General features: G+C 59.2%; 18 protein-coding genes. 8 read left to right on the top strand and 10 right to left on the bottom strand.

What is annotated here, in order from left to right; translation table 11 throughout:
* Positions 1-109: 109 nt before the first annotated feature.
* The 5 genes from ACXHRN_RS01490 to ACXHRN_RS01470 form a co-directional block, all read right to left on the bottom strand.
* Positions 110-1,144, bottom strand: a complete 1,035-nt coding sequence (locus ACXHRN_RS01490; protein WP_488639589.1) for an extracellular solute-binding protein — start codon at positions 1,142-1,144, stop codon at positions 110-112.
* A 38-nt stretch (positions 1,145-1,182) separates the two neighbouring features.
* Positions 1,183-1,992: an ABC transporter permease gene (locus ACXHRN_RS01485; protein ID WP_488641792.1), complete on the bottom strand. Its 810-nt coding sequence runs from the start codon at positions 1,990-1,992 to the stop codon at positions 1,183-1,185.
* 43 nt (positions 1,993-2,035) lie between these two features.
* A complete protein-coding gene (locus tag ACXHRN_RS01480; RefSeq protein WP_488641791.1) occupies positions 2,036-2,956 on the bottom strand; it encodes an ABC transporter permease in 921 nt (306 codons plus the stop codon).
* 3 nt (positions 2,957-2,959) lie between these two features.
* Positions 2,960-4,042: an ABC transporter ATP-binding protein gene (locus tag ACXHRN_RS01475; protein ID WP_488641790.1), complete on the bottom strand. Its 1,083-nt coding sequence runs from the start codon at positions 4,040-4,042 to the stop codon at positions 2,960-2,962.
* A gap of 104 nt (positions 4,043-4,146) precedes the next feature.
* Positions 4,147-4,323: a hypothetical protein gene (locus ACXHRN_RS01470; RefSeq protein ID WP_488639588.1), complete on the bottom strand. Its 177-nt coding sequence runs from the start codon at positions 4,321-4,323 to the stop codon at positions 4,147-4,149.
* Between ACXHRN_RS01470 and ACXHRN_RS01465 the strand changes: the two genes are divergently transcribed.
* The 5 genes from ACXHRN_RS01465 to ACXHRN_RS01445 all read left to right on the top strand — a co-directional run bounded on the left by ACXHRN_RS01465 (position 4,310) and on the right by ACXHRN_RS01445 (position 9,613).
* Entirely contained in the window at positions 4,310-6,214 is a 1,905-nt protein-coding gene (locus ACXHRN_RS01465; RefSeq protein ID WP_488639587.1) for an ABCB family ABC transporter ATP-binding protein/permease, read from the top strand. The two genes, ACXHRN_RS01470 and ACXHRN_RS01465, sit on opposite strands and share 14 nt — an antisense overlap.
* Positions 6,215-6,619: 405 nt before the next feature.
* Complete coding sequence (locus ACXHRN_RS01460) at positions 6,620-7,153, top strand: SRPBCC family protein (RefSeq protein ID WP_488639586.1); 534 nt, start codon at positions 6,620-6,622, stop codon at positions 7,151-7,153.
* A 76-nt stretch (positions 7,154-7,229) separates the two neighbouring features.
* Complete coding sequence (locus tag ACXHRN_RS01455; protein WP_488639585.1) at positions 7,230-7,709, top strand: SRPBCC family protein; 480 nt, start codon at positions 7,230-7,232, stop codon at positions 7,707-7,709.
* Between the two features lie 57 nt (positions 7,710-7,766).
* Positions 7,767-8,354 carry a dihydrofolate reductase family protein gene (locus ACXHRN_RS01450; RefSeq protein ID WP_488639584.1) on the top strand — a complete coding sequence of 196 codons (588 nt, stop codon included), beginning with the start codon at positions 7,767-7,769 and terminating at the stop codon, positions 8,352-8,354.
* A 53-nt stretch (positions 8,355-8,407) separates the two neighbouring features.
* A complete protein-coding gene (locus tag ACXHRN_RS01445; RefSeq protein ID WP_488639583.1) occupies positions 8,408-9,613 on the top strand; it encodes an MFS transporter in 1,206 nt (401 codons plus the stop codon).
* Between the two features lie 38 nt (positions 9,614-9,651).
* Here the strand turns inward: ACXHRN_RS01445 and ACXHRN_RS01440 are convergent, their stop codons facing one another.
* The 4 genes from ACXHRN_RS01440 to ACXHRN_RS01425 form a co-directional block, all read right to left on the bottom strand.
* Positions 9,652-11,241, bottom strand: coding sequence for an N-acyl-D-amino-acid deacylase family protein (locus ACXHRN_RS01440; protein WP_488639582.1), 1,590 nt, complete (start codon positions 11,239-11,241; stop codon positions 9,652-9,654).
* Between the two features lie 75 nt (positions 11,242-11,316).
* Positions 11,317-11,661, bottom strand: coding sequence for a RidA family protein (locus ACXHRN_RS01435; protein WP_488639581.1), 345 nt, complete (start codon positions 11,659-11,661; stop codon positions 11,317-11,319).
* Between the two features lie 40 nt (positions 11,662-11,701).
* On the bottom strand, positions 11,702-13,018 hold the full coding sequence (locus tag ACXHRN_RS01430; RefSeq protein ID WP_488639580.1) for an alanine racemase: 1,317 nt from the start codon (positions 13,016-13,018) through the stop codon (positions 11,702-11,704).
* A 199-nt stretch (positions 13,019-13,217) separates the two neighbouring features.
* The gene (locus tag ACXHRN_RS01425; RefSeq protein WP_488639579.1) at positions 13,218-13,568 is read right to left on the bottom strand and encodes a cupin domain-containing protein; all 351 of its coding nucleotides are present in this window, start codon (positions 13,566-13,568) and stop codon (positions 13,218-13,220) included.
* Positions 13,569-13,834: 266 nt separating this feature from the next.
* Between ACXHRN_RS01425 and groES the strand changes: the two genes are divergently transcribed.
* A complete protein-coding gene (gene groES / locus ACXHRN_RS01420; protein WP_488639578.1) occupies positions 13,835-14,131 on the top strand; it encodes a co-chaperone GroES in 297 nt (98 codons plus the stop codon).
* Between the two features lie 66 nt (positions 14,132-14,197).
* Positions 14,198-15,829, top strand: coding sequence for a chaperonin GroEL (gene groL, locus ACXHRN_RS01415; RefSeq protein ID WP_488639577.1), 1,632 nt, complete (start codon positions 14,198-14,200; stop codon positions 15,827-15,829).
* A gap of 264 nt (positions 15,830-16,093) precedes the next feature.
* Here groL and ACXHRN_RS01410 read toward each other — a convergent pair whose 3' ends face one another.
* Positions 16,094-17,263, bottom strand: a complete 1,170-nt coding sequence (locus ACXHRN_RS01410; protein ID WP_488639576.1) for a pyridoxal phosphate-dependent aminotransferase — start codon at positions 17,261-17,263, stop codon at positions 16,094-16,096.
* Positions 17,264-17,583: 320 nt separating this feature from the next.
* On the opposite strand from ACXHRN_RS01410, the gene ACXHRN_RS01405 reads away from it, so the two are divergent.
* Positions 17,584-18,273 carry a GntR family transcriptional regulator gene (locus ACXHRN_RS01405; RefSeq protein ID WP_488639575.1) on the top strand — a complete coding sequence of 230 codons (690 nt, stop codon included), beginning with the start codon at positions 17,584-17,586 and terminating at the stop codon, positions 18,271-18,273.
* Positions 18,274-18,386: the final 113 nt, after the last annotated feature.

The raw sequence follows: 18,386 nt of genomic DNA, 5'->3' as shown, positions 1-18,386 counted from the left end.
CTGCAATCGCAGCGGTCGCGCTTGAAATTTGAGTGTGGTGTGCCGCCGTTTTCGAATGGCGGCTTGCGGACAGCCCCGGCCGTTGTTGCCGGGGTTGCCGCAGATCAGGCTATTTCTGGAGATCGATCCAGATCTTGGTGTAGAGATTGCGAATGTCCTCTGGGCACGTCGGCAGGAACTTGCCCTTGTCGAACAAGGCAGCCGGAATGTTGATTTCCGGGGCATCTTTCATGTCTGCCGGCATGAAGGCTTCCGAGCCCTTGATGCCGTTGGCATAGCGCGCGAAGGCGGAAATCATCGCGGCATTTTCCGGCGCCATGATGAAGTTCTGGAACAGCTTGGCATTCTCGACATTCTTGGCGTCTTTGAGAACGGCGACATTGTCCATCCAGATCGGAAAGCCTTCCTTCGGGTAGCCGTAGACGATCTTGTCGTTCTGCAGCCGCTGGCGGAAAGAGATGCCGTTCCAGTTGACGCCGGCCGGGATATCGCCCCTGCCGAGGCCGTCGACAGCGCCGTAGTCGAGGGACAGCCATTTCGGCTTGGCTTCGACCAGCTTGTCGCGGGCCTTTTTCAGGATTGTCTTGTCGCCGGTGCAATATTCGCCGCCGACATAGGTGATAGCAAGGTAGAGGATATCGCCCATCTCCGGTACGACATTGATCTTGCCGACCAACTCGGGCGGAGGATCGAGGAAGATTGCTGATGTATTGGGATCGCCTGAATAAACCGATGTGTTCACCGACATCCCGGTCGTGCCCCACTGCCAGGGAACGGTATATTTGCGGCCCGGATCGAAGTCGACATTGACCCAGTTCGGATCGACATTCTTGAAGTTCTCCATCTGGTCGGGGCGCGATTCCAAGAGCAGGCCTTCGCTGATCCAGATCGGCACCACGCTGGCCGAGGGCACGACGATGTCGAAGCCGTGTCCGCCCTGGCGGATCTTGGCGAGCGCCGTGTCGTTGGAATCGAAGTCAGTGATGGTGACCTTGACCTTGTAGGTCTCCTCGAACTTCTTGATCAGCTCGGGGCTGGTATAGTTGCCCCAAGTGTAGATGTTGAGCTCACCATCGGCCAATGCCGAGCCCGCCGAAGAGAGCATCACCAGGGCGGCCATGGCCGCTGTCGTCCTCCAGTTCATTGTCGTTCTCCCGTTATTGGGGCGGTCGGTCGGTGACCTCAGGCCCGTTTCTTGCTGACAAAGAAAAATATTGTCACGACACCGATCGACAGCAGCAGAAACATCGTCGAGACGGCGTTGACCTCTGGCGTGATGCTGCGTCGGAGCTGGCCAAGCATGTAGGTGGGCAGGGTTTCCTGGCCGCCGGATTTGACGAACTCGGTGATGACCACGTCGTCGAGCGAGACGACGAAGGCGAGCATCAGCCCGGCGATCACGCCCGGCCAGAGCAAGGGCAGCGTCACCCGTCTGAAGCACTTCCACGGGGTCGCGTAGAGGTCCGCTGCCGCCACTTCGAGCGACAGGTCCATGTTTTCCAGTCGCGCCCGGATCGGCAGGTAGGCGAACGGAATGCAGAAAGCCGTATGCGCTGCAACGAGATAGCCAAGGCCGGTGTAGCCGGTCGCCAGCTTGATCCGCGAGAAGAAGATCAGCAGCGCGACCGCAAGCACGATTTCCGGGACGATCAGCGGCTGGTTGATGAATGCGTATTTGAACTGCAGCCCGCGATAGGGCTTTGTACGCGTCGTTGCCAGCGCGGCCATGGTTGCCGCCGCCGTTGCCAGCACCGCGGCGATCGCTCCGATCTCGAAGGAGCGGATCGATGCCTCGACAACCTGCTTGTTGTTCCAGGCCGCCTCGAACCAGCGTGTGGAGAAACCCCGCCAGATGGCCGTGGAATTGTTGTCGTTGAATGCGAAGACCACCAATGTGGCGATCGGCACGTACAGAACGAAGAAACACAGCGTAGCGACGAAGGTGAAGCCGCCCTGTTGCTTTACATCGAACCCACGCGCGCGGTTTGCCATCATGGGAACCTTGCCCTGGAGAGAGGAGTCGGTGAGGGCAGCATCAGACATGACCGGCTCCCGATTTGTTGGCGTTGCGGACGAAGACCATCATCGCCACCATGACGATCGCCATCAGCGTGATCGAAAGCGAGGCGCCGAGCGGCCAGTTGCGCCCTTGCCCGAATTGTAGTTCGATCAGATTGCCGATCATCAGGTTGGCGCCGCCTCCCATGACGCGTGGCGTCACATAGGCGCCGAGCGAGGGGATGAAGACCAGGATCGAACCGGCGATGATGCCGGGTTTAACCAGCGGGATGATCACCCGCCGCAACACACGGAAGCGTGTGGCGTAGAGATCGTAGGCTGCCTCGACCAGCCGGAAATCGATCTTTTCCATGCTGGCATAGAGCGGCAAAACCATTAGCGGCAGGAAGACGTAGATCATGCCGAGCAACACGGCGAAATCCGTATACATCAGCTGCAGCGGCTGGTTGGTGATGCCGCTCCACTCGAGCAACGAATTGACCACGCCGCCGTTGCGGATGACTTCCTGAATGGCGAAAGTGCGGATCAGCACGTTTGTCCAGAACGGTATCGTGATCAGGAACAGCCAGAAATCCCGGCTTCGCTCCGACCGCGTGGTAATGAAGTAAGCCGTCGGAAAACCCAGCAGCAGCGTCAGGAACGTGGTGGCGACCGATAGCCGGATCGACCGCCAGAAGATCGTCAGATGGGCGCTCGCGAAAGATAATGTATCGTCGAACATGTCGCGTTCGAGCAGCACGCTGACCCAGGCGTCGGTCGAGAACTGCCATTTCACGTCGCCATAGGAACCCGGGGTGAGGAACGAATAGACCACGACGATCAGCAGCGGGCCGGCGGCGGCGAACAGGATGATGAGCAGTGCCGGCGCTGAAAGCAGCCAGCGCGAGCGGATGTCCCGACGTTTGACTTGTTCGATGATATCCTTGGCGGTTCCCATCATTCAATCCTTGAGAACCTGGGCGGCATCGTTGCCGATCTGGACACCGACGAGCTCGCCCTTGTCGAAACCGCAGCCGCCATTGCGCGTGTTCTGCTGGCGCACGGTGAACAGGTCGCCGTCTCGCAGCCGGACGTGGATGTGGGTGTCGGTGCCGAAATAGACCACGGTCTCGACAACACCGGCCATGTCTGCGGCGCCCTCGACGAGCTTGGCATGTTCCGGCCGGACGACGACGGTGGCTTTGCCGTTGGGCTTAAAACCCTCGGCGACAGTGGCGCAAATCTTCGCACCGGAGTTCAGCGTCACGCTCGCCTTTCCGCCATCGATGCTGTCGATCCGTGCCGTGAGGAAATTGGTCTCGCCGATGAAGTCGGCGACGAAACGGTCGGCCGGTCGGTCGTAAATTGCCCACGGGGAATCGACCTGAAGGATCTTGCCCGCCGACATGACAGCGATGCGGTCGGACATGGTCAACGCCTCCTCCTGGTCATGGGTGACGAAGATGAAGGTGATGCCGGTCTCAAGCTGCAGGCGCTTCAACTCGATCTGCATTTCCTTGCGCAGCTTGTAGTCAAGCGCCGAAAGCGGCTCGTCGAGCAGCAGCACCTTCGGCTGCGGGGCGAGCGCGCGGGCGAGTGCCACACGCTGCTGCTGGCCGCCCGAAATCTGGCTGGTGCGCCTGTTCTTGAGCTCCTGCATGTGCACGAGCTTCAGCATGGCATCGACACGCGCCTCGATCTCAGCCCGTGGCCGGCCGAGCATCTCGAGACCAAAGGCAATGTTCTGGCCGACCGTCATGTGCGGAAACAAAGCATAGCTCTGAAACACCGTGTTGACGGGTCGCTTGAAAGGCGGAAGCAGCGCGATGTCCTGACCGTAGAGCAGGATCTCGCCGTCAGTGGGATACTCAAACCCGGCAATCAGCCTGAGCAACGTGGTCTTGCCGCAGCCCGAAGGACCGAGCAGGGTGAAGAATTCGTTCTCGCGGATGGTCACGGAGACCTTGTCCAGCGCCGTGACCGGCTCCAGGCCGGCTGATTGAAAAACCCTTGTTACGCCCTTCGCCTCGATGGCGGATTGCATTTCTGTCAAGACGCTCCCCCTTGCGATGCTTCGCGGCCATTCACCGGCGGGACGTCGGCTGGCCAACTCGATCTGCAGCATCCGAAGTATAATTTACTAATTAGTTAGTCAATAAGAATTTTGGAATGGCCGATTTCTCCACGGCTTGCCGGTAGAACGACCAACAGTTTTGGTTGCACATACGGGCCTTTGAAACTATCCCATTGCTTCAAGCGGCAATTCGCCTTGGAATAGCGCGCTGCATTTTCGCGATTTCCGGAGAATTCGATGGCATCCGACAAGAAGACGGTCTCCGCCGAATCCGGCAAGGTGCTGCAGACCATCTACAACCTCTGGCCCTACATGTGGCCGGCGGGGCGGACGGATCTGAAGATGCGGGTGGCCTGGGCCACGCTCTTCCTGCTGCTTTCCAAGATCGTGCTGCTGTCGGTACCCTATTTCTTCAAGTGGTCGACGGATGCGTTGAATGGCAAGCTGGATTCTGCCGCCGGCATCCTGCCCCCGTTCATGCTGGGGGCGCTGGCATTGGTGGCCGCCTACAATCTGGCGCGCATCATCCAGGCTGGGTTCAACCAGCTGCGCGACACGCTGTTTGCCAGCGTCGGCCAGTATGCGGTGCGCCAGCTGGCGCTCAAGACATTCCTGCATCTGCATCGGCTGTCGCTGCGGTTTCATCTCGAAAAGCGCACCGGCGGGCTGTCGCGTGTGATCGATCGCGGCACCAAAGGCATCGAGACCATCGTCCGCTTCGTCATACTCAACACCATTCCGACGATCATCGAACTGGCGCTGACAGCGGCGATCCTGGTGTGGACTTACGGGCTAAGCTATTTTGCGGTTACCGCGCTGATGGTCGCCGCCTATGTCTGGTTCACCATTCGGGCAAGCAACTGGCGGATCGATGTTCGCCGCTCCATGAACACATCAGACGCCGAGGCCAGTTCCAAGGCGATCGACTCGCTGCTGAATTTCGAGACCGTCAAGTATTTCGGCAACGAGGAGATGGAGGCCCGGCGCTTCGATCAATCGATGGAGGGCTACGAAAAGGCCGCTACCAAGGTCTACACCTCACAGGGCCTGTTGAATTTCGGCCAGGTGGTAATCTTCGGCGCCGGCATGATGGCGATGATGTCGATGTCGGCGCTGGCCATCCGGGCCGGAACCCAGACGATCGGCGATTTCGTCTTCATCAACGTGCTGTTGATGCAGCTTGCCTTGCCGCTCGGCGTCATCGGTTTCGTCTATAGCGAGGTCAGACAAGGCCTGGCTAATATCGAACAGATGTTCGACCTGCTCGACACATCAGCCGAAATCGTCGATGCGCCGGATGCCAAGGAACTGGTGATCACATCAGGCGCCATCTCGTTCAAGGACGTGCATTTCGCCTATGATCCGGCACGGCCGATCCTGAGGGGCATCTCCTTCGATGTGCCTGCGGGCCATACGGTGGCCGTCGTCGGGCCGTCGGGCGCGGGCAAGTCGACGATATCGAGGCTTCTCTACCGTTTCTATGACGTGCAATCCGGCTCCGTCAGCATCGACGGGCAGGATGTGCGCGGCGTCACGCAGAAGAGCCTGAGGTCGGCGATCGGCATGGTGCCGCAGGATACCGTGCTGTTCAACGACACCATTGCCTACAACATCCGCTACGGGCGGCCATCCGCGACCGAGGCCGAGGTGGAGCAGGCAGCCGAGATCGCCCAGATCGGTGATTTCATCAAGACGCTGCCGGGTGGCTACAAGTCCATGGTGGGAGAGCGCGGCCTGAAATTGTCCGGCGGCGAGAAACAACGCGTGGCGATTGCCCGCACCATCCTCAAGTCACCGCCGATCCTGATCCTCGACGAAGCGACATCAGCGCTCGACACGCGCACCGAACAGGAAATCCAGGCCGCTCTCGATGTCGTCTCGGAGAACCGCACGACTTTGGTGATCGCCCACCGGCTGTCGACGGTCGTCAATGCCGAAGAGATCATCGTGCTCAGGGACGGTGGCATCGCCGAACGCGGCACCCATGCCGAGTTGCTCGACTACAACGGCCTCTATGCGCAGATGTGGAACCGCCAGCGCGAAGCAACAGAGGTCGAGGAGCAGCTCACAAAGGTGCGGGCTGAGGACGATCTGGGTGCCCTTGCCGATCGAAAGAATGCGCCGAACAGAGAGCCGTCGTAACCGCTGGAAAACGCCACAGGCGGCGGCAAGATCGACGCCGTGCGTCGATCAAGCTAAACTTCCAATACTACTTCGACCTAGTTGCAGGATACATCGCGCAGGAAGATTGCGTGTGCATTCCGCATCTCCGCGATATGCCGACATGGCTGCTGCCCCGATCTTAAATTCCTTTCTCGGCGCCTAGAGCCTTTCATGGTTAGATTCCACAGGCATGACAACGAAGAATAAAACATTCAACTAATCGGTTGACTATTTAGAATCGAGCGCTTACATTCAACCACATGGTTGAACTAAGAGCATTTGAGATGCTGAACTTCTGCAAGCGCCTCCGGACCATTCGTCGGGATGTGCAAGGACAAGCCCTTCACCAAAGGCCATCAGCAGCATCCACAAAGGAGACGAAGAATGACCGAACTTGCCACCACGGACGACTTCGGCGTGCTGACAGAGAATGCCACGTTGACGATCCAACGCCTTCTGCCCGGCCCCATCGACCGCGTCTGGGCCTATCTCACCCAAAGCGAACTGCGCCGCCGGTGGTTGGGGGCGGGTGAGATGGAAATGAAATCAGGTACACCTTTCGAACTCGTCTGGCGGAACGACGAACTGACGAACCCACCCGGCCAGCGGCCATCCGGCTTTTCCGAAGAGCAGCGCATGCAGAGCCAGATCACCGAGTTCGACCCACCCCGCAAGCTCTCCTTTACCTGGCAAGGCAGCGGCAACGTTTCGTTCGAACTGGAGCCGAAGGGCAACAAGGTGCTGCTGACGGTGACCCACCGCCAGATAGCCGAGCGTGCGACCAGATTGATGATCGGAGCCGGCTGGCACATGCACCTCGATATCCTGGTCGCCCGCGTGACAGGCACGGAGCCCGAGCCATTCTGGGACGGCTGGAGCCGCCTCAGGAAGGAATATGACCGGCGTCTGCCGGCCTGACTGAACCAAGAAATCCGAACCCGATGGTGCAGGCCTTCGCAAAGGCCTCACCCCACACGACAAACAGGAGATGATCATGGATGAGCGCAGCTACACCACTGCCTTTACGGTAGACCAAAGTCCGGAAGAAGCCTTCGCTGCCATTAACAATGTCCGCGGATGGTGGTCGGAAGAAATCGAGGGCAGAACCGACAAGGTCGGCGAGGAGTTCAAATATCGTTTCAAGGACGTCCATCGCTGCAAAATCAAGGTAACCGAACTGGTTCCAGGCAAAAAAGTCGCGTGGGCCATTCTGGAAAACTACTTCAGTTTTACCGAAGACACGGCCGAATGGACCGGCACCAATGCCATCTTTGATATCTCCAGGAAGGGTGACAAGACCGAAATCCGGCTCACGCACCAAGGCTTGGTTCCCGAATACGAGTGCTACGAGATCTGCTCCGACGGATGGGGCACTTACATCAACGGCAGTTTGCGAAGCCTGATCGTGACAGGCAAGGGCCAACCCAATGTCGGCCAACCCATGACCGAGAGCGAGCGGATACTCGTGCGCTAAGTCACCGTCGGCGTTCAGTCTACCGCCCGGTCCAACCGGACGGAGCACCACAAGCAAATGGAGATTGGCATGCGGAAGATGATTACTGGAATGAAAATTTCTGTTGACGGGAAGATTCAGGGCTCGGATTCTATGGCCGACTGGGTGGAGGCGTGGTCGGAAGACTATGGATTGACGCCACAGATCGATGCCTGCGTGCTCGGTGGAAACATGTATCGCGGTTATGAGCGATATTGGACCGCGATCCAGAACGAGCCGGAAACACCAATCTGGATCACCGGCAGCCCGCCGACAGCGGCTGAACGTGAATGGGCTCGGTTTGCCGCCCGGACCCCGCACTACGTGCTGTCGAGCACCCTGACTTCGACCGCCTGGTCGAATACAAGCTTTATTGAAAGCATAGACGATATCGCCGCCCTCAAGCAGCAGCCCGGCAAGGATATCTACCTCATGGGTGGCGCGCAAATCACCGCGAGCCTTATCGATGCGGGGTTGGTGGATGAGCTCAGGCTTATCACCTATCCGCTGATCGCCGGTGAAGGGAAGTCGCTCTTTGCCGCAGCCGAGCGTCGCCGCGGGCTGGAGTTGCGAAAGGTCCAGGAGCTTTCAGGTGGACGCATAAGCATGGTCTACGCGATAGGCTGACGGAGCGGGCAGGTTTCCCCTTAAGCATAAAGACATTGGAACGGAGACACAAAATGAGCACTTCCTATTATCGATGGGTGATTGTCGCTGCCGGCGGCCTGTTGGGCTGCATCGCGATAGGCGCCATGTTTTCGCTGCCTGTTTTTCTTCTGCCCATCTCGCGGGATACCGGATGGTCCATGACCGGCGTGTCCAGCGCTATGACCATCGGCTTTATCTCGATGGCATTGGCGAGCATGGTCTGGGGTGGTCTGTCTGACCGTCTGGGGCCCCGCCTGATACTGGTGATCGGGTCCACCATCCTCGCTGGAAGCCTGGCTCTGGCAAGCCAGGCGACGTCGCTTCTCGGGTTCCAGTTCGTCTTCGGCATGCTCGTTGGCGGTGCCACCGCGGCGATCTTCGCGCCGATGATGGCTTGCGTCACGGGTTGGTTCGACACGCATCGCAGCCTTGCAGTGTCCCTGGTGTCTGCGGGCATGGGAATGGCGCCAATGACCATGTCGCCCTTGGCGGCATGGCTCGTTTCCATCTATGACTGGAGAACGTGCCTTCAAATCATTGCCATCATCGTTGCGGCCGTGATGATCCCGGTGGCGCTTCTGATACGCCGCCCGCCTGGGAACGACAGCGCGGCCGCATCTTCCAGTGACGATCTGCAATCGTCCATGACCGTGGGTCAGGCGGTGAAATCGCCGCAATTCATTGTCTTGCTGCTGACCAATTTCTTTTGCTGCGCCACCCATTCAGGTCCGATATTCCATACGGTGAGCTATGCCGTGAGCTGCGGAATACCGCTGATAGCAGCTGTTTCGATCTACAGTCTGGAAGGGTTGGCAGGCATGGGTGGTCGCGTCGCCTTCGGCATCCTCGGAGACCGGTTCGGGGCCAAGCAGGTTCTGGTGCTGGGACTGCTGGTGCAGGCATTCGGCGCGCTGGCCTATGTGTTCGTGGGCAATCTCGAGGGGTTCTATGCCGTCGCGGCATTGTTCGGCTTTATCTATGCCGGCGTCATGCCTCTCTACGCCGTCATCGCCCGTGAGAATTTTCCCCAGCGCATGATGGGAACGGTCATCGGCGGAACGGCGATGGCCGGCAGTCTGGGCATGGCGACCGGCCCTTTGGCGGGAGGTCTGATCTACGACAACCTGGGCTCCTATAGCTGGCTCTATATCGGCGCCTGGGCCATTGGAATTGGTGCCTTCCTGATTGCCTTGACCTTCAAGCCTTTCCCGAAGGCCCAGCAGGCACTGGCGGCCTGAGCGGCTGGAGACGACCGCTGATCGGAATCTGGCGGATTTTACAGTAGCCGGCCGGGTCTGGCCCCGGTCTGCCGGCCATTGGCAATCACGGCCTCGCCGTTGACCCAGACATGGCTGATGCCGGATGGAAGCAGCGTCGAATCCGCAAAAGTCGCATTGTCGGCGATCGCATCGTCGAACAGCACCAGATCGGCGGCCAGACCCGGACGCACAAGCCCGCGATCGGCAAGCGAGAAGCGCTGCGCGGCAACCGACGTCATCCGCCGCACGGCATCTTCAAGCGAGAACCACTTCTTGTCGCGCCGTAAAGGTCCGGCAATCCTCGGAAAGGTGCCGAATGCGCGCGGATGCGGCTTGGAACCCGGGCGTGGCAGCCCGTCGGAACCGGCCATGTAGAGCCGGTTGCAGCAGGCGTCGTGCAGATCGGTCTCATCGAGCTGAAAGAGGATAATGCCTGTTTGGCCATTGTCTTCCTCGATGAAGCGCAACATCAGGTCGAATGGCTTTATACCAAGCTGGGTCGCCGCATCGACCATGCTGAGGCCCTCAAGATACTTCAAACCGGCGACGCCGATCGCGGAAAGCCGCACATTCTCCCAGCCGATCAGCCAGACCTTGCTCTGACCGTGAAAGCTATCGCCACCATTTTCCACCCAGTTCCTGAGTGCGGCGAGCGCCTGCGGATCGGAAAGCCGCCGCTTGAGGCCATCGAGGCCGCCATCCATCACAGCTGGTGGCAGAAGCTGCAGCAGCCAGGTGCTGCCGGCCGGATAAGGATACATGTCGAAGCTGATGTCGATTCCTTCGCTGCGGAAATCCTCCAGCAGTTCGATCGCCTTGGGGATCTGTCCCCAATTCGGCCTTCCCGCCGATTGAAGATGCGACAGCAAGCCGGCCGAGCCCGAGGCCCTGAGCACATCGCCGAACTCGTTGATCGCATCCATCAGCCCTGCCTCGTAGGAGCGGACATGCGCGGCCAGCACCTTGCCATATTGGCGCACAGTCCGGCCAAGCGCGAAAAGCTCGTCTTGCCCGGCAAAAGCACTGGGTGGATAGACCAACCCGAGCGAAAGACCGGCAGCACCCTGTTGCAGCTGGCTGGCGAGCAAAGCGCACATCCCGTCGATTTCCGCCTCGCTTGCGGGACGCCGGTCGTGACCCATCACCGCCAGCCGCAGGGCCGCATGCCCGACAAGCGACACGACATTGAGCGCTATCCCCTCGCCCTCCAGCGCATGTCGATAAGCATTGAGGTCACCGAAAATCTCGCGCTCCGCCGTCTCGCCGAGCAGGCCCGAAAAGTGCTGGCGCAGGTTTTCGCGAGATCCTTCCGTCGCCGGGTAAAGCGAAAACGAGCAGTTGCCGACAACGATGCTGGTAACGCCCTGGAACGCCTTTTCCGGGCGGTCGCGCTCCCTGAGAAAAATCAGGTCGTCATGGCAATGCGCATCGATGAAGCCCGGCGCCAGATAGCGCTCGGCGGCATCGACGATGTCGACATCCGGACCAGCCGGAAGATCATGGCCGATCCGCACGATCTTGCCGCCGGACACCAGCACGTCACCGCGATACCACGGCGACCCCGTGCCATCGATGATGCGCGCGCCACGAATGAGCGTATCCTGCATGATGTGGTTTCCTTCAGAGTTCGACGGGAACATCGTAAAAGAAACCGGCGGGAGTTCCGCCGGTTCACGTATGCATCAAAGCGCCGCGATAGCTGTCATCTCGACGCGCAGATCGGGGTCGGCCAGCCGGGCCTCGACGCAAGCGCGCGCGGCCGGATTTTCCGGATCGATCCAGGCATCGTAGACGCTATTCATCGCTTCGAAATCGACGATCGCCGGCAGGAAGACGTTGACGGCCAGCAATTTCGACTTGTCGGTGCCGGCTTCCTTCAGCAGCTGGTCGATCTTGGACAGCACGTCGCGGGTCTGGTCTTCGATGCCGGCCTTGCGATTTTCGGCAACCTGTCCGGCGATGTAGACGACGCCGCCGTGGCTGACGGCCTGGCTCATCCGGGAGCCCTTCTGATAGCGCATGATCATGGGGTATTTTCCTTTTCCTGGTCTTGGAAGGCAGTCTTGGTCAGCCGAAGCTGGTGGGAAAGACCGCAGTAACCGTGTGGGTTTCGTCGAGGCCGTAGAGCAGCGCGTGCCGGTCGAGGCAGGTGCAGGGATGCGAGATGCCGAATTCAACGATGTCGCCGATAACGACATCTGTATCGGTGCCGATAGTGACGAAGGCATGCTGGTCATTGAGCTTGATCACCTCGGCGCCCTCGATCTGCCGCAGAAGCCTGCCGTCCCTGTAGATCGACAACGGGCGTGGCAGCCCCTGGTCCATTGCCACATCGCGAAGGCCCATGCCACAGATCGCAAGGCCCCTTTCGGGCCGCGACAGAACCTCCGCCCAAAGTCGCAAAGCAGGCTTGAAACCGCTCGCCGCAGATGCCGCCTTGCCGTCGATCTGGAACCCCGCACGGCCGTCGAGCGATGTGAGGCCGCGCTCGTAGACACCATGATCGTGGAAGAAAATTGCCCCGCTGCGCAGCACAAGCGTGGCATTTGCATCGCTTGCCAGAACAGGTTTCAGCGCTGCTACCACCATGTCGAAATAAACCGATCCGCCCGCGGTCACGATGAGCTTGCGATCGGCACCGATGCGCGCGCGTGTCGCCCGGTAAAAGTCGCCGGTGATTTCCATTAAGCCGGAAATCCGGTCCGCGGTGTCGGCTGGATCTGCGGTCGCGGCTGCACCTTCATAGGCAGCAATACCGCACAGGCGGAAATTGTCGGTTTCCGCCACAAGTATGGTTTCGACGATGGCATTCGCGACATCTTTCGAGCGAGCCCCGGCACGCGCTGCACCAAGCTCTACCAGCAGGCCGAGTGATGGCAGATCGCTGCGTCCTGTCCAGGCATCGCGCAACGCCTCTGCCAGTTCGACGGAATCGACGAAGATATGAATCTCTGCTTCCGGATGGTTCGCCAGCAATGCAGCAAGGCGCTTGGCTGCCGACCTGCCGCCGATCTCGTTGGCGAGGATCAGACGCGTCATGCCCGCCTTCAGCATCACCGAGGCCTGCCTGATATCGGCGACGGTCGTACCCCAGGCGCCGGCATCGAGAAGTTGCCGGGCAAGTGCAGTCGACATTGGCGTCTTGGCATGCGGGGAGATCTCGACGCCCTGCCCACCGACATAGCGCATCATCAGGTCGATATTGGCTGCAAAGGCTGCGCGGTCGAGCGAGATCAACGGCAAAGACATCGCGCCGTCAAACGGCTTCCAGCCCTGTCTGCCGATTGCCTCAAGCGGCAGTGCCGGATGCCCGGCCGGGAAGCCGCGAATACGGTCGTCGATCAAGGTCGAGGCAACGGCCGTGGAAAGAGCAATATCAGACATCGGCACTATCCTGTGATGATTGCCCGGCATCGAGGCCGAAGCGGTATGTCCGGTTGGTGGTCGCGAAAACTGGGTGCCACTCATCGCTACTCAAATCGACAGCCGCCGGCCTTGTCTTCCAGGACCCTTCGCAAAGTGAGTCGATAAGCCTCATTCCGCAAAACGGCCGGTTTGCGACCGGCCGTTGCCCAGGCTCCATTCAGAGCTTGATGGCGAAGTGCTTGCGAATGGTTTCGTCGATCTTCCACAGGCCCTTGAAACCAGCTTCGACCACGAACGCGTCGCCCGGTCCGAGCACCACGGGTGCACCGCCGTCCGGGGTGATGGTCAGCTTGCCTTCCATGATGTGGACGAATTCATAGTCCGTATAGGTCGCGTGATAGGTGCCGGGCGTGGCTTCCCAATAGCCGGAAATCATGCTGCCATCGTCCGATGTATGCAGCACCCAAGTCTTCATCGACGGTGTGCCTTCGACAACGACCCAGCCGTCGAGATCCTCAGTAACCGGCGCTGCCGATGTGCTGTCGCCCAGCTTTACAACATAATCCATGTGTTCCTCACTTCTTCATTGTTTATCCCGCCGGGGCTGGATAGCTGTGCTGTGTGGCACAGATGTGAAAAAAGCGCGAGCAAGAACGATCGCACTTGCCTCACCATGTTCGATTTCGCTGCTCGCCGGACTTCCGATGACGACATCGCCGCGCTCGTTCACCACGTAAAATGTATCTTCAGAATCCCGCTAGCACTCTCAGGTGTAGAGTGCTACAGGTACGTACGAGATCGGCACTCGCCTTGATCTCATCAAAGGATCATAAAATGACAAGCACCACTTTTCGTCCGCTGCACGACCGTGTTGTCGTGCGCCGTGTCGAGGCCGAAGCAAAGACCAAGGGCGGGATCATCATTCCCGACACCGCCAAGGAAAAGCCGCAGGAAGGCGAAATCGTCGCCGTCGGCACTGGCACCCGTGACGAAACCGGCAAGATCATCCCGCTCGATGTCAAGGCTGGCGACCGCGTCCTGTTCGGCAAATGGTCGGGCACCGAAGTCAAGCTCGACGGCGAAGACCTTCTGATCATGAAGGAAGCTGACATCATGGGAATCATGGGCTGATCATCCGATCGCCCTTCCATCCCTTCCACGACGACCATTGGGCCATGAGCCCGGGAGTTTTCTAAAATGGCTGCCAAACAAATCAAATTCGGTCGCGATGCTCGCGAAAAGATGCTGCGCGGCGTTGATATCCTTGCTGACGCAGTGAAAGTCACGCTCGGTCCCAAGGGCCGCAACGTCATCGTCGACAAGTCCTTCGGCGCGCCGCGCATCACCAAGGATGGCGTCACCGTCGCCAAGGAAATCGAACTTGAAGACAAGTTCGAGAACATGGGCGCCCAGATGGTCCGCGAAGTTGCTTCGAAGACCAACGACATCGCCGGTGATGGCACGACCACGGCAACCGTTCTGGCCCAGGCGATCGTTCGCGAGGGCGGCAAGGCCGTTGCTGCCGGCATGAACCCGATGGACTTGAAGCGCGGTATCGATCTCGCGGTTGCCGCCGTCGTCAAGGATCTCGTTGCCAAGGCAAAGAAGATCAACACCTCGGAAGAAATCGCCCAGGTCGGCACGATCTCTGCCAATGGCGAGAAGGAAATCGGCCAGTACATCGCCGACGCCATGCAGAAGGTCGGCAATGAAGGCGTCATCACAGTTGAAGAAGCCAAGACCGCGGAAACCGAGCTTGAAGTCGTCGAAGGCATGCAGTTCGATCGCGGCTACCTCAGCCCGTATTTCGTGACCAACGCTGAAAAGATGGTTGCTGAACTCGAAGATGCCTACGTGCTTCTGCATGAGAAGAAGCTCTCCAACCTCCAGGCGATGCTGCCGGTTCTCGAAGCTGTCGTTCAGACCGGCAAGCCGCTGCTGATCATCTCCGAAGATGTCGAAGGCGAAGCGCTTGCAACGCTCGTCGTCAACAAGCTGCGCGGCGGCCTCAAGATCGCTGCCGTCAAGGCACCGGGCTTCGGCGATCGCCGCAAGGCGATGCTCGAAGATCTGGCTATCCTGACCGGTGGCACGGTGATCTCCGAAGACATCGGCATCAAGCTCGAAAACGTCACACTTGAAATGCTCGGCCGCTCCAAGAAGGTCTCGATCACCAAGGAAACCACCACGATCGTCGACGGCGCCGGCAAGAAGTCCGACATCGAAGGCCGCGTTGCCCAGATCAAGGCCCAGATCGAAGAAACCACTTCCGATTACGACAAGGAAAAGCTCCAGGAACGCCTCGCCAAGCTCGCCGGTGGCGTTGCCGTGATCCGCGTCGGTGGTGCAACCGAAATCGAAGTCAAGGAAAAGAAGGACCGCATCGACGACGCGTTGAACGCAACGCGTGCAGCCGTCGAAGAAGGTATTGTTCCGGGCGGCGGCACGGCTCTGCTGCGTGCGTCTGTCGTCCTCGACATCAAGGGTGAAAACGACGACCAGAATGCCGGTATTAACATCATCCGCAAGGCACTGCAGTCGCTGGTTCGCCAGATCTCCGAAAACGCAGGCGACGAAGCCTCGATCGTTGTCGGCAAGATCCTTGAAAGCAACACCGACAACTACGGCTACAATGCCCAGACCAGCGAATTTGGCGACATGATCGCCATGGGTATCGTTGATCCGGTCAAGGTTGTGCGTACGGCTCTGCAGAATGCAGCTTCGGTTGCCGGCCTGCTGGTTACGACGGAAGCCATGATCGCCGAACTCCCCAAGAAGGAAAACGGCGGCGGCATGCCTGACATGGGCGGCATGGGCGGCATGATGTAACGAGGCTTCTGCCTTTACATTTCCCAAACGCAGAACGGGGCTCCATTGGAGCCCCGTTAGCTTGTTGACAAGCCAACCCGGCGACGTCATCCTCGGGCTTGTCCCGAGGATCTGCTCACGGTTCATTAAATAGTTGAAAATAGTGGCTATAGTCCACGTGCGCAGATCCTTGGGACAAGCCCAAGGATGACGTCAGAGACTTTGTCAGTAGTCTGACGGGCTCCAGTGGGGGCCTGCTTTTCATGTGTCGATTGCGACGAAACATCAGAGCCCGTTGAAAAACCCGCTCAGTCGGTCCATCGCCTCTTCCAGCCGCTCATAGCTCTGCGAGCCGAAGCAGACCCGCAGATGTTCGTCGCCGAGTTGGCCGTAGAACGCACCGGATTCCACCACCACGCCAGCCTTTTCCAGAATCAAATCCGCAGCCTGCTGCGCCTTCAGCCCTGTACCGCTGATATCGGGAAACGCATAGATCGTGCCTTCCGGGCTGGCGCAGGTCACGCCGGGCATCTGGTTGAGCCGGCTGACGACGAGATCGCGCTTGCGGCGGTCGTCATCGACCATATCCTGAAGGATCTCGGCAGGACCCGTCACTGCTGCCAGCGCGCCATACTGGATGAACGTGTTGACATGGGTGATCTCGTTGGCGGTGATCTTCATCAGGCCGGGCATCAACGAGGCATCGGTGGCAATGTAGCCGAGACGCCAGCCATCCATCGCATAGGCCTTGGTAAAGGCGAACATCGAGATCGTCCGTTCCTTCATGCCAGGCAGCGACGCAATGCTGACATGCTCGGCGCCATCAAAGACGATCTGTTCATAGACTTCGTCGGAAACGACAATGAGGTCGTTCTTGATGGCCAGGTCGGCGAGCACCTGCAACTCATCGCGTGAATAGACCCGACCGGTTGGGTTGGATGGATTGACCAGCACGATCATGCGCGTGCGCGGCGTGATCAGCGGCTCGATCAATTCGCGCTTGATGCCGAAGTTGGTTGACTTGTCGAGCGGCGCCAGCACCACCTTGGCGCCAGTCATCTCGATCTTGTTGATATGCTGCGGATAATAGGGTTCGAGCAAAATCGCCTCGTCGCCGTCGTCGAGCAGCGCCATGAAGGCAGCATAGGAGGCCTGGGTCAGGCCGTTGACCATCAGGATCTCGTCCGGCGTCACGTCGATCTTGTTGTAGTCGGCAAGCTTCTGCTGCAGCGCCTTGCGCAAGGCCGGTTCGCCACGCAGGTCGCTATAGTGCACCAGTCCATCGCGCAATGCCTTGACGGTCGCGTCCTTGATGTGGGCCGGCGTGTCATGGAAGGGCCGACCAAGCTCAAGATGAATGAGATCGACGCCATTGGCAGCCATCGCAGCCGCTTTTTCGAACATGCCGAAGCTTTTGGCCGAGGTTTGCGATATCCGCCGTGCAAAGCGTGTCATGAAAGTCCCATCCTTTTATCAATTCCGCTGCGCTACCGATCCGCGCTGTCACCGTCCTAGCTCAATTTGAGCATTTGATCAAATATTTTTCTTTGAGTGTCAGAAACGCGAGCGAACGCCAGAGTGCCAGCACTTTGGCAGGCCGTTCCCATAGGTTCACTACAGACATTTCGACCATTTTCTCTGCCGAGAAATACGTGCACGCCGACCTCTCAAGCAAAATCCGTTCTTGCCAAGCCCAAACAGACCTGATCATTTGATATCTTCAAAGGGCTCAAGCAAGTTCGGCCGGCCACCGTACCGAACAAGGAGATGATGCATTGGCGCTGGATGAAGGATTTGGACCGGTTGCGGGTCGGGTAACGATTCAGGACGGCGTCTATCTCCAGTTGCGCGAGGCACTGCTGACCGGCAGGTTTGATCCCGGCCAGGTATTGACGATCGCCTCGCTGTCACAATCCTTTGACACCAGTCACATGCCGGTGCGCGAAGCACTTCGCCGGCTCGCCGCGGAGAATGCGCTGGAAGTCGCGCGCAATGGCTCCGCCCGCGTGCCACCCGTCAGCGTCTCGCGATTGGACGATCTTTGCCGTGCCCGCGCTGCCATCGAGGGCCTTGCGACCGAGATATCAGCGCAATTGATCAGCCCCGACGATATCGATGTGCTGGAAACGATCGTCGCCGAGCACGAGGCCTGCGCCCAGGCGGGCCAGGTCTTCGCGATGCTCGACAAGAACCGCGAGTTTCATTACTTTGTCTACAAAGCCTCGAGATCAGAGGTCCTGACCCAGTTGATCGACACGCTTTGGTTGCGATACGGCCCCTATATGCGCATGCTGTCGGCCTATGTCGAACCGCGAATGACCAGCGAGGACTTCATGTCCTACACCATGCGTCATCGCAGAATCATCGCCGCAATGCGCCAGCGCGATGCCGGGCGGGCGCGGGAGGAAATGGTTTCCGACATCCGCGATACTCAGGACCTGCTACGCAAGTTGATTGCGCAATAGAAGCAAACCGCCCCTGAATGATTGCTGAGCAACAAGCAGAAGCGCGCTTGAACGCCTGAAAACCCAGCCATCCCGCCCTTGAAGGGGCGAAAAATACAATTATGCGAATCTCT

Source organism: Shinella sp. OV683 (assembly GCF_057787725.1).
The sequence above is the reverse complement of the archived record's forward strand: the minus strand, read 5'-3'. Positions and strand labels throughout refer to the sequence as shown.

Coding starts and splice junctions, on each gene's coding strand:
- ACXHRN_RS01490 (WP_488639589.1), bottom strand. CDS start 1,144: ATGAACTGGAGGACGACAGCGGCCATGGCCGCCCTGGTGATGCTCTCT.
- ACXHRN_RS01485 (WP_488641792.1), bottom strand. CDS start 1,992: ATGGCAAACCGCGCGCGTGGGTTCGATGTAAAGCAACAGGGCGGCTTC.
- ACXHRN_RS01480 (WP_488641791.1), bottom strand. CDS start 2,956: ATGGGAACCGCCAAGGATATCATCGAACAAGTCAAACGTCGGGACATC.
- ACXHRN_RS01475 (WP_488641790.1), bottom strand. CDS start 4,042: ATGCAATCCGCCATCGAGGCGAAGGGCGTAACAAGGGTTTTTCAATCA.
- ACXHRN_RS01465 (WP_488639587.1), top strand. CDS start 4,310: ATGGCATCCGACAAGAAGACGGTCTCCGCCGAATCCGGCAAGGTGCTG.
- ACXHRN_RS01460 (WP_488639586.1), top strand. CDS start 6,620: ATGACCGAACTTGCCACCACGGACGACTTCGGCGTGCTGACAGAGAAT.
- ACXHRN_RS01455 (WP_488639585.1), top strand. CDS start 7,230: ATGGATGAGCGCAGCTACACCACTGCCTTTACGGTAGACCAAAGTCCG.
- ACXHRN_RS01450 (WP_488639584.1), top strand. CDS start 7,767: ATGGAGATTGGCATGCGGAAGATGATTACTGGAATGAAAATTTCTGTT.
- ACXHRN_RS01445 (WP_488639583.1), top strand. CDS start 8,408: ATGAGCACTTCCTATTATCGATGGGTGATTGTCGCTGCCGGCGGCCTG.
- ACXHRN_RS01440 (WP_488639582.1), bottom strand. CDS start 11,241: ATGCAGGATACGCTCATTCGTGGCGCGCGCATCATCGATGGCACGGGG.
- ACXHRN_RS01435 (WP_488639581.1), bottom strand. CDS start 11,661: ATGATCATGCGCTATCAGAAGGGCTCCCGGATGAGCCAGGCCGTCAGC.
- ACXHRN_RS01430 (WP_488639580.1), bottom strand. CDS start 13,018: ATGTCTGATATTGCTCTTTCCACGGCCGTTGCCTCGACCTTGATCGAC.
- ACXHRN_RS01425 (WP_488639579.1), bottom strand. CDS start 13,568: ATGGATTATGTTGTAAAGCTGGGCGACAGCACATCGGCAGCGCCGGTT.
- groES (WP_488639578.1), top strand. CDS start 13,835: ATGACAAGCACCACTTTTCGTCCGCTGCACGACCGTGTTGTCGTGCGC.
- groL (WP_488639577.1), top strand. CDS start 14,198: ATGGCTGCCAAACAAATCAAATTCGGTCGCGATGCTCGCGAAAAGATG.
- ACXHRN_RS01410 (WP_488639576.1), bottom strand. CDS start 17,263: ATGACACGCTTTGCACGGCGGATATCGCAAACCTCGGCCAAAAGCTTC.